13 protein-coding genes are annotated in these 15,553 nt (G+C 73.6%); 3 read left to right on the forward strand and 10 right to left on the reverse strand.

Annotation, left to right across the window (positions count from 1 at the left end):
• Window positions 1-326: 326 nt before the first annotated feature.
• The 6 genes from VMI11_10360 to hisD all read right to left on the reverse strand — a co-directional run bounded on the left by VMI11_10360 (window position 327) and on the right by hisD (window position 5,285).
• Window positions 327-707 carry a Rid family hydrolase gene (locus VMI11_10360; protein HTY72808.1) on the reverse strand — a complete coding sequence of 127 codons (381 nt, stop codon included), beginning with the start codon at window positions 705-707 and terminating at the stop codon, window positions 327-329.
• Window positions 700-1,425: a bifunctional 1-(5-phosphoribosyl)-5-((5-phosphoribosylamino)methylideneamino)imidazole-4-carboxamide isomerase/phosphoribosylanthranilate isomerase PriA gene (priA, locus tag VMI11_10365; protein ID HTY72809.1), complete on the reverse strand. Its 726-nt coding sequence runs from the start codon at window positions 1,423-1,425 to the stop codon at window positions 700-702. Before priA ends, VMI11_10360 begins: the two co-directional genes overlap by 8 nt.
• Window positions 1,426-1,590: 165 nt before the next feature.
• Window positions 1,591-2,226 (reverse strand): imidazole glycerol phosphate synthase subunit HisH, encoded by a 636-nt coding sequence (gene hisH, locus VMI11_10370; GenBank protein ID HTY72810.1) that lies wholly within the window; start codon window positions 2,224-2,226, stop codon window positions 1,591-1,593.
• Between the two features lie 32 nt (window positions 2,227-2,258).
• Window positions 2,259-2,849, reverse strand: coding sequence for an imidazoleglycerol-phosphate dehydratase HisB (gene hisB, locus VMI11_10375; GenBank protein ID HTY72811.1), 591 nt, complete (start codon window positions 2,847-2,849; stop codon window positions 2,259-2,261).
• Between the two features lie 28 nt (window positions 2,850-2,877).
• Window positions 2,878-3,987, reverse strand: coding sequence for a histidinol-phosphate transaminase (locus tag VMI11_10380; protein HTY72812.1), 1,110 nt, complete (start codon window positions 3,985-3,987; stop codon window positions 2,878-2,880).
• The gene (gene hisD, locus VMI11_10385) at window positions 3,984-5,285 is read right to left on the reverse strand and encodes a histidinol dehydrogenase (protein ID HTY72813.1); all 1,302 of its coding nucleotides are present in this window, start codon (window positions 5,283-5,285) and stop codon (window positions 3,984-3,986) included. The genes VMI11_10380 and hisD overlap by 4 nt, the downstream gene beginning before the upstream one ends.
• Window positions 5,286-5,376: 91 nt before the next feature.
• Between hisD and VMI11_10390 the strand changes: the two genes are divergently transcribed.
• The gene (locus VMI11_10390) at window positions 5,377-6,096 is read left to right on the forward strand and encodes an LON peptidase substrate-binding domain-containing protein (protein ID HTY72814.1); all 720 of its coding nucleotides are present in this window, start codon (window positions 5,377-5,379) and stop codon (window positions 6,094-6,096) included.
• A gap of 187 nt (window positions 6,097-6,283) precedes the next feature.
• On the opposite strand, the gene VMI11_10395 is transcribed toward VMI11_10390, so the two are convergent.
• From VMI11_10395 to dnaE, 3 genes are all read right to left on the reverse strand, one after another.
• The gene (locus tag VMI11_10395) at window positions 6,284-7,075 is read right to left on the reverse strand and encodes a hypothetical protein (GenBank protein HTY72815.1); all 792 of its coding nucleotides are present in this window, start codon (window positions 7,073-7,075) and stop codon (window positions 6,284-6,286) included.
• Window positions 7,076-7,255: 180 nt separating this feature from the next.
• A complete protein-coding gene (locus VMI11_10400; GenBank protein ID HTY72816.1) occupies window positions 7,256-8,719 on the reverse strand; it encodes a DUF3352 domain-containing protein in 1,464 nt (487 codons plus the stop codon).
• A gap of 78 nt (window positions 8,720-8,797) precedes the next feature.
• Window positions 8,798-12,343, reverse strand: coding sequence for a DNA polymerase III subunit alpha (gene dnaE / locus VMI11_10405; GenBank protein HTY72817.1), 3,546 nt, complete (start codon window positions 12,341-12,343; stop codon window positions 8,798-8,800).
• 375 nt (window positions 12,344-12,718) lie between these two features.
• On the opposite strand from dnaE, the gene VMI11_10410 reads away from it, so the two are divergent.
• Complete coding sequence (locus VMI11_10410; GenBank protein ID HTY72818.1) at window positions 12,719-13,702, forward strand: hypothetical protein; 984 nt, start codon at window positions 12,719-12,721, stop codon at window positions 13,700-13,702.
• A 68-nt stretch (window positions 13,703-13,770) separates the two neighbouring features.
• On the opposite strand, the gene VMI11_10415 is transcribed toward VMI11_10410, so the two are convergent.
• Window positions 13,771-14,343 carry a hypothetical protein gene (locus tag VMI11_10415; protein HTY72819.1) on the reverse strand — a complete coding sequence of 191 codons (573 nt, stop codon included), beginning with the start codon at window positions 14,341-14,343 and terminating at the stop codon, window positions 13,771-13,773.
• A gap of 277 nt (window positions 14,344-14,620) precedes the next feature.
• Here VMI11_10415 and VMI11_10420 point away from each other — a divergent pair, with 277 nt between their 5' ends.
• On the forward strand, window positions 14,621-15,364 hold the full coding sequence (locus VMI11_10420; protein ID HTY72820.1) for a GNAT family protein: 744 nt from the start codon (window positions 14,621-14,623) through the stop codon (window positions 15,362-15,364).
• The last annotated feature ends 189 nt before the right edge of the window (window positions 15,365-15,553 follow it).

The raw sequence follows: 15,553 nt of genomic DNA on the forward strand, positions 1-15,553 counted from the left end.
TTGGCACGGACCTGGGCGAGGGTCTTGCCCTGAAGGTGCTTGGAGTCGTCGGCGACGATCTTCTGGACGACTGCCTGCGCCTGCGGACCGGCGCCGACCACGGCGACGGCAAGGGCGAGCGTGGCGAGGATGGTGGCGGCGCTAGGACGGTGCATGGCGGACTCCCCTCGGGCCAACCCCGGCTGGCTCAACGGTAGGAGCGCCGCGGCTGCTCCGACAGACGAATCGGCCGGCCTCATCGGACGCTGGGACCACCACTACGCAGCGCCGCGTCGGCGAACACCGGGGCTGCGAGGAGCGGGCGGAGGTGCGGAGGGCCGCGCGGGTCAGGGGCGGTGGGCGACGAGCTCGACCTCGACCAGCATGAGCGGGTCGACGAAGCCCTCGACGATGAGCATCGTGGCGACCGGGCGAACCGACCCGAGGATCTCCGCGTGCGCCTGCCCGACGAGTTCGCAGTCGTGGGCGTGGCGCACGTACATCCGGCTCTGCACGACGTCCTCGGCGCCCATGCCGACACGGGCGAGGGCGTCGAGGGCGATGCCGAGGGCCGTACGTGCCTGCGCGCCCGCGTCGCCCTCGTGAACGACCTGGCCGTCGACGGTGGACGTGCAGCCGGCCGTCCACGCGAGGTCGCCGGAACGCACGACGCGGGCGTAGCCGACGGCGTCCTCGTACGGGCTGCCGCTGCCCAGCCGCTCAGCCATCGGCGACCGCGGTGAGCGCCTCGGGGAGAGTGAACGCGCCGACGTACAGCGCCTTGCCGACAATCGCGCCCTCGACGCCGACCGCGTGCAGGGCCGCGAGCGCGCGCAGGTCGTCGAGGGAGGACACCCCGCCGGAGGCGACGACCGGCCGGTCGGTGCGGGCGCACACCTGGCGCAGCAGGTCGAGGTTCGGTCCGCGCAGCGTCCCGTCCTTCGTGACGTCGGTGACGACGTAGCGCGCGCACCCGTCGGCCTCCAGCCGGTCGAGCACCTCCCAGAGGTCGCCGCCTTCCTGGGTCCAGCCGCGGGCGGCGAGGGTTGTGCCGCGGACGTCGAGCCCGACCGCGATGCGGTCGCCGTACCGCGCGATCACCTCGGCGCACCAGTCCGGCTTCTCCAGCGCGGCGGTGCCGAGGTTGACGCGGCGGCAGCCGGTCGCGAGCGCGGCCTCGAGGGAGTCCTCGTCGCGGATGCCGCCGGAGAGCTCGACGTCGATGTCGAGGCGCCGGACGACCTCGGCGAGCTGGGTGCGGTTCGAGCCGCGCCCGAACGCCGCGTCGAGGTCGACCAGGTGGACCCAACGGGCGCCGGCCGCCTGCCAGGCGAGGGCGGCGTCCAGCGGGTCGCCGTACGCCGTCTCGGTGCCGGCCTCGCCCTGGAGCAGACGTACCGCCAGCCCGTCGGCGACGTCCACCGCCGGCAGCAGCTCGAACCCCACGACCGGCGACCCTACCGACCCCGCCCCTTTCGAATGAACGCGACGTTCCTGCGCACCTATTGGAAGAACGCCGCGTTCATTCGAACAGGTGGGGGGCAGGCGGGGCGCGGAGGGCGGGCGGCGGGCTGGGGCGGGTCGGCGGGCGGGGGGTGCGGGGCGGGGGCGTCAGAGGGTGGCGACCCAGTGGCCGAGGAGGGCGGCGCCGGCGTCGCCGGACTTCTCCGGGTGGAACTGCGTCGCGGAGAGCACGCCGTCCTCGACGGCGGCCACGAAGCGGTCGCCCTGGTGCTCCGTCCAGGTCACCAGCGGCTCGGTGCCGGTCGTCGCCCCGGCGGGGACCCAGGTCCGTACGCCGTAGGAGTGCACGAAGTAGAACCGCTCCCCCTCCAGGCCGGCGAACAGCCGCGACCCCGCCGGGACCGAGACGGTGTTCCAGCCCATGTGCGGCAGTACGTCGGCACGCAGCCGCTCGACGACGCCGGGCCAGGCCCCGATCCCGTCGGTGTCCACCCCGTGCTCGACGCCTCGCTCAAACATCACCTGCATCCCCACACAGATGCCCAGCACCGGGCGTTCGGCCTCGACGCGGCGGCGCACAACGGCCGGTCCGTCGACCGCGCGAAGCCCGGCCATGCACGCGGCGAAGGCCCCCACCCCGGGCACGACGAGGCCGTCCGCCGCGAGGGCCACCGACGCGTCCCCCGTCAGCGTGACCTCGGCGCCGACGCGCTCCAGTGCACGTACCGCCGAGCGCAGGTTCCCCGAGCCGTAGTCCAGGACGACGACCGAAGGCTTCGCCACCTAGCGTCCAGCGTCCGGGGCCGGGCTGTACGTCACGAGAGGGTGCCCTTCGTCGAGGGGACGCCGACCACCCGCGGGTCGAGCGCGACCGCGTCGCGCAGGGCGCGTGCGACCGCCTTGAACTGCGCCTCGACCACGTGGTGGGCGTTACGGCCGGAGAGCACCCGCACGTGCAGGCAGATCTGCGCCGAGGCGCTGATCGACTCCCAGATGTGGCGGGTGAGCGTGGTGTCGTAGGACCCGATCAGCTCGACGATCTCGGGTTCGACGTGCACGACGTACGGCCGTCCGGACAGGTCGACGGCCGCCTGGCAGGCCGCCTCGTCGAGCGGGACCAGCGCGTCGCCGAAGCGGCGGATCCCCGCCTTGTCGCCGAGGGCCTCGCGCAGCGCTTGCCCGAAGGCGAGCGAGGTGTCCTCGACGGTGTGGTGCGCGTCGACCTCGAGGTCGCCCTTGGTACGGACGAACAGGTCGATGCCGCCGTGCTTGCCCAGCTGGGCGAGCATGTGGTCATAGAAGGGCACGCCGGTCTCGACGTCGGCGACGCCGGTGCCGTCGAGGTCCAGCTCGACGACCACCGAGCTCTCCTTGGTCGTGCGCTCGACGCGGGCGGTACGGCTCACGGCGTGATCTCCTCACAGGCGGTACGTCTCACGGCCCGACCTCCTCGAGGACGGCGACGAGGGAGCGGCGGAAGGCCGCCATCTCCTCCGGCGTCCCGACGCTGACGCGCAGCCAGCCGTCCGGGCCGGTCTCGCGGATGAGGACGCCGCGCGCGAGCAGCCGCTCCCACACCGCGTGCCGGTCCGCGAACCGGCCGAAGAGCACGAAGTTCGCGTCGCTGTCAGCCACGTCGAAGTCGCGCCGGCGCAGCCAGGTGACGAGCGCGTCGCGCTCCTCCCGCAGCGCGTCCACGGAGGCGAGCAGCTCGTCGGCGTGGGCGATCGCGGTACGCGCGACGGCTTGCGCGACGGCGGACAGGTGGTAGGGCAGCCGCACGATGCGCACCGCGTCGACCACCGCGGTCGACCCGACGAGGTAGCCCAGCCGTCCGCCCGCCATGGCGAACGCCTTGCTCATCGTGCGGATGACGACCAGGCGCGGGTGGTCGGCGAGCAGCGACAGCGCCGACGGCGTGCCCGGGCGGCGGAACTCGGCGTACGCCTCGTCGACGACGACGACCCCGCCGTCGTCGTGCGTCGCGTCCAGCAGCGCGAGCACGGTCTCGGGCGCCAGCGACGTACCGGTCGGGTTGTTCGGCGACGGCACGACGACGAGGGTCGGCTGGTGCCGGCGTACCGCCTCGCGCGCGACCTCGGGCGGGAGCGTGAAGTCGGGTGCGCGCGGCGCGGTGACCCAGGCGGTGAAGGTGTCGCGGCAGTACTCGGGGTACATCGAGTACGTCGGCGCGAAGCCGAGCGCCGTCCGGCCGGGTCCGCCGAAGGCGAGGAAGAGCTGGTGCATGACCTCGTTGGAGCCGTTCGCCGCCCACACCTGCGCGGCGTCGACGTGGACGCCCTCGCGCTTGGCGAGGTAGGTCGCGAGGTCCTGGCGCAGCGCCCAGGCCTCGCGGTCGGGGTAGCGGTTGAGGTCGGTGGAGGCGGCCGCGGCCGCGCGGCCGATGTCCGCGACGAGGGAGGCCGAGGGCGGGTAGGGGTTCTCGTTGGTGTTGAGCCGGAACGGTACGTCGAGCTGCGGGGCGCCGTAGGGCTCCTGCCCCCGGAGGTCCTCGCGCAGGGGCAGCTCGTCCAGGCCGGTCATCGGCGGAAGCGGACGTCGACCGCCGCGCCGTGCGCGGGGAGGTCCTCGGCATGCGCGAGGGCGACGACGGTGTCGCGCGTCGCCGCCAGTGCGGCCTCGTCGTAGTCGATGACGTGGATGCCGCGCAGGAACGTCTGCACGCTCAGGCCGCCTGAGTGGCAGGCGCACCCGCCGGTGGGCAGCACGTGGTTGGAGCCGGCGGCGTAGTCCCCGAGGGAGACCGGGCTGTAGGGGCCGACGAAGATCGCGCCCGCGTTGCGGATCCGCGCCGCGACCTCGCCGGACTCCTCGGTCTGGATCTCGAGGTGCTCGGCGGCGTAGGCGTCGACGACCCGGATGCCCGCCTCGAGGTCGTCGACGAGGACGATGGCGGACTGCTGGCCCGACAGCGCCGTCGTGATGCGCTGCGTGTGCTTCGTCGCCTCGGCCTGGTTCTCGAGCTCGTCCTCGACCGCGTCGGCCAGCTGCAGGTCGTCGGTCACCAGCACGGAGGCCGCGACGGTGTCGTGCTCGGCCTGGCTGATGAGGTCGGCGGCGAGGATCGCGGGGTTGGCGCTGACGTCGGCGAGGATGGCGATCTCGGTCGGGCCGGCCTCGGAGTCGATGGCGATCCGGCCTCGCAGCAGGCGTTTCGCGGCGACGACGTAGATGTTGCCGGGGCCGGTGACCATGGGGGCCTTGGGGCAGCTCTGGGTGCCGTAGGCGAACATGGCGATCGCCTGCGCGCCGCCGACGGCGTAGACCTCCTCGACGCCGAGCAGCGCGCACGCGGCGAGGACGCCGGCGTCGGGCAGCCCGCCGTTGTCCCGCTGCGGCGGGCTGGCGACCGCGATGGACGGGACGCCCGCGGCCTGCGCGGGGACGACGTTCATCACGACGCTGCTGACCAGGGGCGCGAGGCCGCCGGGGACGTACAGCCCGACCCGCTGGACCGGGACCCAGCGCTCGGTGACGCTGCCGCCGGGGACGACCTGGGTGGTGACGTCGGTGCGCCGCTGGTCGGCGTGGACGAGCCGGGCGCGGGCGATGGAGACGTCGAGGGCGGCGCGGACGTCGGGGTCGAGAGCGGCGAGGGCGTCGGCGAGGGCCCGCGGGGGGACGCGCAGCGCGGGCGGGCGTACCCCGTCGAAGCGCTCGGCGAGCTCCAAGAGCGCCTCGTCGCCGCGGGTGCGGACCGCGTCCACGATCGGACGGACGGCCCCCACGGCCGCCTCGACGTCGAGGGCGGCGCGCGGCAGCACCTCGCCGAGGTCGACCCCGTCCAGGTCCACCCCGCGCAGGTCGATGCGCCGCATCACGACGCTCAGTCTAGGGGCGAGCGGTTCGCGGCCCTGCGGCCTCGCCGGCCGCGGCTGACCCCTCGTGGCGTGGCGGCTTACTCTCGACAGCGTGACCGAGCCCGACCCGTCGCCGCCGCTGGGTCCCCGGGTCGGCGACGTCGAGCGGCTCCCGCTCTTCCCGCTGGGCAGCGTGCTCTTCCCCGGGCTGCTGCTGCCGCTGCACATCTTCGAGGAGCGCTACCGCCAGCTCGTGCGCGAGCTGCTCGCCCGCCCCGAGGGTGCGCCCAAGCGCTTCGGGGTGGTCGCGATCCGCGAAGGCCGCGAGGTAGGGCCGGACGGGATCCGTGCGCTGCACGAGGTCGGGTGCGCGGCCGAGCTGCGAGCGGTGGAGCCGTACGACGACGGCCGGTTCGACATCGTGACCACCGGCTCGCACCGGTTCCGGCTGCAGGCGATCGACACGTCGCTGCCGTACCTGCAGGCCGACGTCCAGTGGCTGCCCGAGCCGCCGGGCGAGGCGCCGGCCGTCCTGGCGAAGGCGGTGGCCGCTCGCTTCGCGTCGTACCGCCGTGCCCTCGCCGGCCTGCGAGAGGTGCCGGAGCCCGAGGACCCCTCGCCGATCCCCGAGGACCCCGCGGTGCTGTCCTACCTCGTGTCCGCGGCGATGGTCATCGACCTCGCCGACCGGCAGGCGCTGCTCGCCTCCCGCGACACCACGCGACGCCTGCGCCTCGCGCTGGACCTGCTCCGTCGCGAGGAGGCGCTGCTGCGCCACATCCCGTCGCTGCCCGGCATCCAGTACGCCCGCCAGCCCTTCTCTCCCAACTGAGCCAGCCACCGGCGCGTGGCCGGACCCGCCCCCCGCCGATCGCCGATTGCGCGCCGCCGCCGCCGATTGCGCGGAATCGGGGCCTGCGGCCTGGGCTCGGCCCCCCGAATGCGCGGAATCGGGGCCTCCGGCCTGGGCTAGGCCCCCGAATGCGCGGAATCGGGCTGACCCGCGTGGGACGTGGGGCTCAATCGGGCGGCGCGACACTCCTGGGTGCCGGATCGCTCGGCTGGAGCTGCGGCCGGGCGGCCTGGTACGGCGGCTCCACCTCTGGGGTCGGCGACGCGTCCGAGGCGTGGCGCGGCGGCGGCGCGAAGGTCGACAGGTACGCCGCCGCGGACGCGGCGTCCTCCTCCGTCGCAACTGTCGGCGCCGCGGCCACCACGGCCGGCCGGTCGCGCGGGAAGACGAGGTCGAGGACCAGCCAGAGCACGAGAGCAGAGACCGACTCCAGCAGCAGGACGCCGGTGGCGTGCACCTGCAGGGCGCCGTGCAGCGCGGTCCCCTCCCCCGCGCTGGCGGCGACCACCAGGTTGCCGGGGCGCATCAGCCCCCCGACACCGAGCATCGTCAGCGACCCGACCAGCCCGCCGACGACGATCCCGCCCACCGCCGCCGGCTCGTGGCCCCTCGTCTGCCACCAGATCCGGAAGCCGGCGGCCAGGCCGACCACGGTCGCGATGATCGCGAACCAGCCGTCGGCGGCGATCGCGTCCTCCGGCTCGGTCGAGAGCACCGCGACCTGGCCGGACCCGTTGATCTCGGCCCGCAGGGTAGGGGCGACCCAGGCCCACAGCAGCCCGGCCAGGATCCCGACGAGGGCGAGCCCGCCGACGATGAGCAGGCCGATGAGCAGTTCCCGGCGGACGACGTACGAGCCGCGCTGGGCCGACGGCGCCGTCGGGACGGGGGGTACGCCGCCAGCGGGGAGCACGTCGCTCGAGGACAGCGTCGTGGGCGCCGGGTCGGACGTACTCATCGCGATCAACCCTACGCTGGGCCTGGCCCCGCCCTCCGTCACCGGCCTCGAGCCGGCCCGCCCTCCGTCACCGGCCTCGAGCCGGCCCGCCCGCCCCCTCCCCCGTAGGAATGAACGCGGCGTTCAGTCGCACCTATTGGAACAACGCCGCGTTCATTCAAGAGGAAGAGCGGGGGTGGGTCACTTGAAGATGACGCGGACCCTCAGGTGGGCGGTGGAGCCGTCGGAGGTCGAGGTCAGTCCGACGGCGGCGACGCCGGCGTCGGCCACGGAGGACGTGCCCGCCAGCGAGGAGGAGCCGTCGGACAGCGCCGAGAGGCCCGCGACGTTGACGTACACCGCCGCCGACGCCGTCCCCAGGTCCGGCAGCGCCTGCTTGACCAGGGCCTCCGAGCCGAGGTCGCCGCTCGTCGCCTCCTTGGCCCACGCCGGCGACGTCCCCCAGGCGAGGCCGTCCGACGTCACGGTCGGCGCCGGCGCCCCGAAGCGGGCCAGCAGACGGCCGAGCCGGGTCGCGAGCGCGCGAGCCTTGGCCGGGTCGGTCACCGAGACGTAGCCGAACACCGGTGTCTTGGCGTCGGTCGGCACGACGACGGCGCCCACGGCGTCGCTGCCGAGCAGCGTGGTGAGGTCGCCGGGCAGGTCGAGGCCGAACTGCCTCTTGTACGTCTGCGTCAGCTGCGAGGCGTCCACCCCGGAGGAGGACATCGACGCGAGGACCTGCTTCCACTCCTGGGCCACCCGCTGGCCGCCGCCGGTCAGCTCGAGCGCGGCGACGGTGCCCCCCGGCAGCTTGGGCAGCAGCGCGACCCGCGCGGCAGCACCACTCGTGACGCCGGTCTCATTCGCGACCAGCTCGAGCGCGTCCGGCTCGACGCGGACCGCGAAGGTCGCACGCCCGTGGACGGCGTCGCCCACCGACGCGCGCGTAGCTGCCGGCAGCAGCGTCGCCGCCCGCGACAGGTCGTACCAGCCGGTCATGATGCGCTCGCCCAGCCCGCTGGTGTCCAGCGAGTAGTCGGAGCTGTCGGCGAGGTCGGCCTTCGCCGCGGAGTCGGCCAGGCGCGTCGCGGTGTCGGTGTCCTGGGAGATCACGACGTAGCCGTCGCGGATCACCCAGCCGTCACCGCTGGCCGAGAAGAGCTTCGGCGCGGCGGCCTTGAACTTGGCGACGTCCTTGACCTGCAGCACGACCTCGGTCGTCGGGCTGTCGCCGCCCGCGACCGGCGGCAGGACCGCCGCGGCGGCGCGGTCGCCGAGCCACGGGTCGACGTCGGTCGCGTAGTCGATCCCGTTGGCCTTGGCGAAGATCGTCTGTAGCAGCGCGTCCCGGTAGTTGTCCGCGCCGACGTGCACGGTGTCCTTGGGCAGCCGGTGCAGCAGCCGCATCGCGTTGAGCTTCTGGCCGGCCGGTGGGTTGAGATCCAGCTCGACGATCCCGACCGCGTTCGCCGGGACGAGGGTGTCCGGCTGGGTGCCGCCGCCCGAGAGGGCGCCGTACGCGGCGTAGCCGCCGGCTGCGAGCACCACGACGGCGAGCGCGGCGCCGCCGACCGCGACGCGGCGGCCCCAGCGCGGGCCGGGCGCCGGCGGCTCGGATGCGAGCACGTCGGGCGCAGTGACGTACGGCGTCTCGTCGCTCATCAGATTCCCCCCACGGGCGGCGCGGGCCGGACGGCCCCCCTTGGCGTTATCGGCCGCGCCGAGAGCGTACGTGAGCCCTCAGCCCACCGAGCTTGGCCCCAGCAGCGCCTTGAGGTCGCCGAACAGCGCTGGGGACGGGGCGACCCGCAGCCCCTGGTCCAGCGCCAGCACGGTTGTCCGCGAGCCGTTGACCAGCTGCAGGTGCACCTCGGTGACGCCGGGGTGGGCGGCCAGCACGTCCTTGAGCTTGTCGACCACGGGCGGGATGCAGCGGGTCGCCGGCAGCGTGATCACGACCGGCCCGCGCTCCCCCACGGACAGGTCGGGCAGCGACATCTCCATGGCGATCAGGCGGGGTACGTCCTCCCGCTTGTCCACCCGCCCCTTGACGACGACCACGACGTCCTCGGCGAGCTGGGTCGCGTAGGCCTGGTACGTCTGAGCGAAGAAACGCACCTCGACCATGCCCGCGAGGTCCTCGACGCTGGCCAGCGCCCAGACCTTGCCCTCCTTGGTCGTCTTGCGCTGGACCGAGGTCACGAGGCCGGCGATGGTGACGACCGCACCGTCGCCGTACTCGTCGTCCGCCAGCTGCACGATCGAGCAGTCGGCGGCCCCGGAGAGGACGTGCTCGACGCCCAGGAGGGGGTGGTCGGAGACGTACAGGCCGAGCATCTCGCGCTCGGCGGCGAGCAGCACCGGCTTGTCCCACTCGCCGTCGGGGATGTGCAGGTCGAACCCGAGCCCGGCCGGCGCGTCGTCGTCGCCCCCGCCGCCGAAGAGGTCGAACTGGCCGATCGCCTCCGCGCGCTTGGTCTCCAGGACATGGTCGATGGCCTCGGCGTGGACCAGCACCAGGCCCCGGCGCGGGTGGCCGAGGGAGTCGAAGGCGCCCGACTTGATGAGGGACTCGACGGTGCGCTTGTTGCAGACGAGCGCGTCGACCTTGGCCAGGAAGTCGCCGAAGTCGCTGAAGCGGCCCTTCTCGCGGCGGGTGGCGAGGATCGAGGCGACGACGTTGCCGCCGACGTTGCGGATCGCGGACAGGCCGAAGCGGATGTCCGCCCCGCGCGGGGTGAAGTTGGCGTCGGAGTCGTTGACGTCCGGAGGCAGCACCTTGATGCCCATCCGGCGGCACTCGCCGAGGTAGAGCGCGGACTTGTCCTTGTCGTCCTTGACGCTGGTGAGCAGGGCCGCCATGTACTCGGCCGGGTAGTTCGCCTTGAGGTAGCCGGTCCAGTACGACACCAGGCCGTAACCGGCGCTGTGCGCCTTGTTGAAGGCGTAGTCGGCGAACGGGACGAGGATGTCCCAGAGGGTCTTGATGGCCCCCGCGCTGTAGCCGCGCTCGGCCATCCCTTGGCTGAACGGGACGAACTCCTTGTCGAGGATCGCCTTCTTCTTCTTGCCCATCGCGCGGCGCAGGAGGTCCGCCTGGCCGAGGCTGTAGCCGGCGACCTTCTGCGCGATGGCCATGACCTGTTCCTGGTAGACGATCAGGCCGTAGGTGTCGTCGAGGATCTCCGCCAGCGGCTCGGCGAGCTCAGGGTGGATCGGCTCCACCGGCTTGCGCCTGTTCTTGCGGTCGGCGTAGTCGTTGTGCGCGTTGGCGCCCATCGGGCCGGGGCGGTACAGCGCGATGACCGCGGAGATGTCCTCGAAGTTGTCGGGCTGCATCGAGCGCAGCAGGGCGCGCATCGGCCCGCCGTCGAGCTGGAAGACGCCGAGGGTGTCCCCGCGCGAGAGCAGCTCGTAGGTCGTCGGGTCGTCCAGGGTCAGCTCCTCGAGCACGACGCGCTCGCCGCGGTTGGCCTCGATGTGCGCGAGGCAGTCGTCGAGGACGGTGAGGTTGCGCAGTCCGAGGAAGTCCATCTTCAGCAGGCCGAGCGCCTCGCACGCGCCCATGTCCAGCTGGGTGATGACGGCGCCGTCCTGCTCGCGGCGCTGGATCGGGATGACGTCGAGCAGCGGCTTGCTGCACAGGATCACCCCGGCGGCGTGCACGCCCCACTGCCGGCGCAGGCCCTCGATGCCGCGCGCGGTGTCCACGACGCGCTTGACGTCGCCGTCGGCGTCGTACAGGGCCCGGAACTCCGCCGCCTCGGCGTAGCGCTCGTGGGTCTTGTCGAAGATGCCTGACAGCGGGATGTCCTTGCCCATCACGGCCGGCGGCATCGCCTTGGTGATCCGCTCGCCCAGGACGAAGGGGTAGCCCAGCACCCGGCTGGCGTCCTTGACCGCGGCCTTCGCCTTGATCGTGCCGTAGGTGATGATCTGGCTGACCCGCTCCTCGCCGTACGTCTCCGTCGCGTAGCGGATCATGTCGCCGCGCCGGCGCTCGTCGAAGTCCAGGTCGATGTCGGGCATCGAGATGCGCTCGGGGTTGAGGAAGCGCTCGAACAGCAGGCCGTGCTTGAGCGGGTCGAGCTCGGTGATGCCCAGCGCCCACGCGATCAGCGCGCCGGCCGCGCTGCCACGCCCGGGGCCGACCCGGATGCCGTTCTCCTTGGCGTAGCGGACCAGGTCCGCGACGACGAGGAAGTAGCCCGGGAAGCCCATCTGGGTGATGACGGAGACCTCGTACGTCGCCTGCGCGCGGTGCCCCTGCGGCACGAGGTCCGCGCCGCCGAAGCGGCGGGCGAGCCCGGCCTCGACCTCCTTGACCAGCCAGGACTCCTCGGTCTCCCCCGCCGGGACCGGGAAGCGCGGCATGAGGTCGGCGCCCTCGCTGAACTCCATGGCGCAGCGCTCGGCGACCAGCAGGGTGTTGTCGCACGCCTCCGGCAGCTCGCTCCAGACCGCGCGCATCTCGGCCGCGGACTTGAGGTAGAAGTCGTTCGCGTCGAAGCGGAAGCGCTTCGGGTCGGCGAGGGTCTTGCCGGTCTGCACGCACAGCAGCACCTCGTGCGCCTCGGCGTCGGCGGCGTGGGTGTAGTGCAGGTCGTTGGTGGCCAGCAGCGGCAGCTGCAGCTCCTTGGCGATCTTCAGCAGCTGCTCGCGGGTGGAGCGCTCGATCTCCAACCCGTGGTCCATGACCTCGCAGAAGAAGTTGCCCGCCCCGAGGATGTCCTTGTAGTCCGAGGCGGCCTGCAGCGCCCGGTCGTAGTGGCCGACCTGCAGCCAGCGGTTCACCTCGCCGCTGGGGCAGCCGGTGGTGGCGATGATCCCCGTGGCGTAGCGCTCGAGCAGCTCCTTGTCGAAGCGCGGGTACTTGCGGTACTGACCCTCCAACGAGGCCAGGCTCGAGAGCCGGAACAGGTTGTGCATGCCCTCGGTGGTCTCCGCGAGCAGGGTCATGTGCGTGTAGTTGACCTTGTCGCGCCCCAGTCCCTCGTCGCCGACGTCCTGGCCGACGGCCGCCCCGAAGCTGAACGGCTGGCGGTCGAAGCGCGAGCCGATGGGGACGTAGTAGCCCTCCATGCCGATGATCGGCTTGATCCCGTGGGCGCGCGCCTGGGTGTAGAAGTCGTAGGCCCCGAACACGTTGCCGTGGTCGGTCATCGCCAGGGCGGGCATCCCCTGCCGCTCGGCCTCGGCGAACAGCTCCTTCAGCCGGGCGGCGCCGTCGAGCATGGAGTACTCGGTGTGCACGTGCAGGTGCACGAACTCCTGGCTCGAACCCACCGGGCGTTCCCCTCTGACCCTGTCCCGTCGCTGCCTGCCGAGGATCGCGTACGCCGCCCGCGGGGGGCGCCGCTCACCCGTTCCGCCGTGCCGCTGGGGCACGTACCGCCGCCGCTGCCGAGGGGAAGATCGAGCCGCCGCGCCGGACCGGCCCAGGCTAACCCGCCCCGCCGACGGCCACCTCGCCGCCACGCCCCACGGGCTCCCCCGACCCGGCCCGCACTCCCCCTCGTCTCGCCAGTGTGACGTTGTTGCCCCTCGGCAGGCCCCCCAGGGGACAACAACGTCACGCTCGCGGGGTCCCGCCCGAGGCGCCCCGGGTGGGGGTGTGGACGGGCGCCGCACAACCTCCCTCTCGGCGGGCACCCTGGCAGAGTGCACGGGGGCACGCACGGGGGTGCGGACCGACTGGTGTTCAGCTACGCCGAGGGCCGTCGACGAGGACTGTCGCCCGGGGTGCTGCGCGGGCCGACGTACGGCAAGCCGTTCCGCGGCATCCGCACCCAGGGCGAGACTGATCTCGACCTCACCATCAGCGCCGCGGCGTACTTGCTGCCCGATGGTGCGGGGTTGACCGGCTGGTCGGCGCTGCGGGTCCGCGGCCTCCCCGGGGACTGGGTGGACGGGCGGGGCCGGGGGATGCAACCGCTGCCCGTACGGGTCGAGGCGCCCCCCGGGACCCAGCCCCGGCTGCGGCCCGGGCTCGACGTGGTCCGCCGCGACGCGGCGATCGAGCTCACCGAGGTCGCCGGCCTCCCGGTGGCGTCCGCGCCGGTCGCCTGGCTCACCGAGATCGCGCGTACCCGTGACCGGGTCGTCGCGCAGGTCCTGACCGATGCGGTCCTGCGCTTCGGCCTCGCGTCGGCCGAGGACCTCGCCCAGCTTCTCGCGGCGAGTGCGGGGCGGCGCGGGGTACGTCTCGCGCGACGCGCGCTGGAGCTCGCCGACCCCTGGGCGGAGTCGCCGCGGGAGTCCGAGTTTCGCGTGTACTGGGTGGACACGGGACTGGGCCGGCCGCTCGCGAACCAGGTCGTCCTCGACAGGGAGGGGAACTTCCTGGGCCGTACCGATCTCCTGGACGAGGCCGCCGGCGTAGCCGGGGAGTTCAACGGCGCCTGGCACCGCGAGGGCCTGCAGCCCTGGTCCGACGAGGTCCGCCTGCGCGGCCTGCGCGGCATCGGCCTCGAGGTGGCGGTGGTCGGCGGACCCGATCTGCACCGCGGCGGCCTGGGCGCGAAGGCGGCGATCCGGCAGACGTACGCCCTCGCGGCCCGCCGGCCTCCGTTCGCACCCCGCTGGCAGCTCGGCGCGCGCCCGCCCCTGCCCTGGCAGCGCCATGGCCCGCCCCGCCGACCGTGACGTTGTTGCCCCCCGGACCCCGCCGCAGGGGACAACAACGTCACGCTCGCGGGCCTAACGATCGGCGATCAGGCGGCGGTGAGCGTCACGTCGGTCCCGGTGATCTCGTCCCCGACGCGCAGGCCGTCGCGGTAACGCACCCGGACCCCGTGGATCTTCACGACGCCCGGCGCGTAGGTCCGCACGACCACCACGAGGAACTCGTGTCCGTACGCCGAGCCGCCTCGGAACCGTTGGTAGGTGCCGCGAGGAGCCCGCACCGTACGACACCACGTGGCGAGCGAGCCCTTGACGGCGCCGAGCGGCTCCTGGCTGCGCGCCGTGCACAGCACGACGTCGACGATGGCGATCGCCGAGTTCTCGACGATGTTCGGTTCCACCGAGTGCAGGTGCACGGGATGCGTCGGGCCGACGATGTCCCCGGCCAGGTACGTGGTCCCCACCGGAACCGGATCGAACGTCGTGGCCCCCTCGACCGGGCCGAACGCCTTCGGTGTCCTCGCCCAGTAGGTGATGCCCAGCCCGGCCAGGACCACCACGATGGCCGTGACGACAGCGGTCGCAGCCACCCACCGCCAGGGCGGCCGTCCGCGAGGCGGCGCCTCGGCGGAGGTGTCGGCGGTGACGACGGTGGGCGTCATGGCTCCCCCGCTACCCGGCCGTGCCGTGCCCGTCGGGCCGGTCGTCGGGCAGGTTTGCTCGCGTCCGCGGCATGCCGCCGCTCCGCGTGGTCACCACCCTGTCCGGCCCCATGGCGCCCCAGTCGTCGGTCCCCTCGGCCGGATCGTAGGGCCCACGCCCCGCCCCCGCGCCCCGTTTTGCCTCACCCACCGCGCGAGTGTGACGTTCTTGTCCGCGAACCCGTGGTCTGGGGGACACCAACGTCACGCTCGGCGGGTGAGGGGGCAGGATCGGGCCGTGGCGGAGCACGCGGGTGGGTCGGGGGACGCGGGCCTCTCGGCGGACGCGGGCCTCTCGGGGGACGCGGGCGCCGCTTCGCACCTACCCGCGATGGCGCACGCGGCGTGGCCGCTGCTGGACCTGCGGATCACCAGCGGGGAGCTGGAGCTGCGCCCGGTGGACGAGGCGACCGCCTTCGCACTGGCCGAGATCCTGCCCGACGACGTCGAGCTCGACCCGGACGCGGCGACGTACGCGCTGCCGGACGCGCGCGACGCGCGACGTGCCGTCGCGCTGCAGAGCCACTGGCGCGCCCACGGGGACTGGCGGCCGGAGGCGTGGCGGATCGACTTCGCGGTACGCCGCCGCGGCGAGCTCGTCGGCCTCCAGGAGCTCGAGGGCAGCGAGTTCGTGCGGCTGCGTACGGTCGACTCGGCCTCCTGGCTGGTCCCCTCGGCTCGCGGGCAGGGGGTCGGCGTGGGGATGCGCCGGGCCGTCCTCGCCCTGGCGTTCGGGCCGCTGGGGGCGCGCGCGGCGGTGAGCTCCGCCTGGCCGGACAACGACGGCTCGCTCGGCGTCTCGCGCGCCCTCGGCTACCGCCCGAACGGCGAGTACCTGCATGCGCGCGGCGACGGCGTTGACACGATGGTCCACCTCCGGCTCACCCGCGAGGCCTGGCTGGCGGGTGCCGGGGCGAGCGCGGCCGCGCGCGGCGTACGGATCGACGGCTTCGACGCCTGCCGCCCGCTCTTCGGCCTGTGACACGCCGCCCCCCACCCGCCCGATTGCGCGGAATCGGGCACCCCGACCCCGCATCACCCGCCCGATTGCGCGGAATCGCGCACCGGGGCCGGGTCGAGCCCGACGCCGCCCGGTCAGGTCGGCAGCAGGTCCCCGGTCGGCACGACCTGCGAGGGCACGGTCACCGCACCCTTCCAGCGCAGGACGACC

The sequence above is a fragment of the Actinomycetes bacterium genome (assembly GCA_035506535.1).
Lineage (GTDB): Bacteria > Actinomycetota > Actinomycetes > DATJPE01 > DATJPE01 > DATJPE01.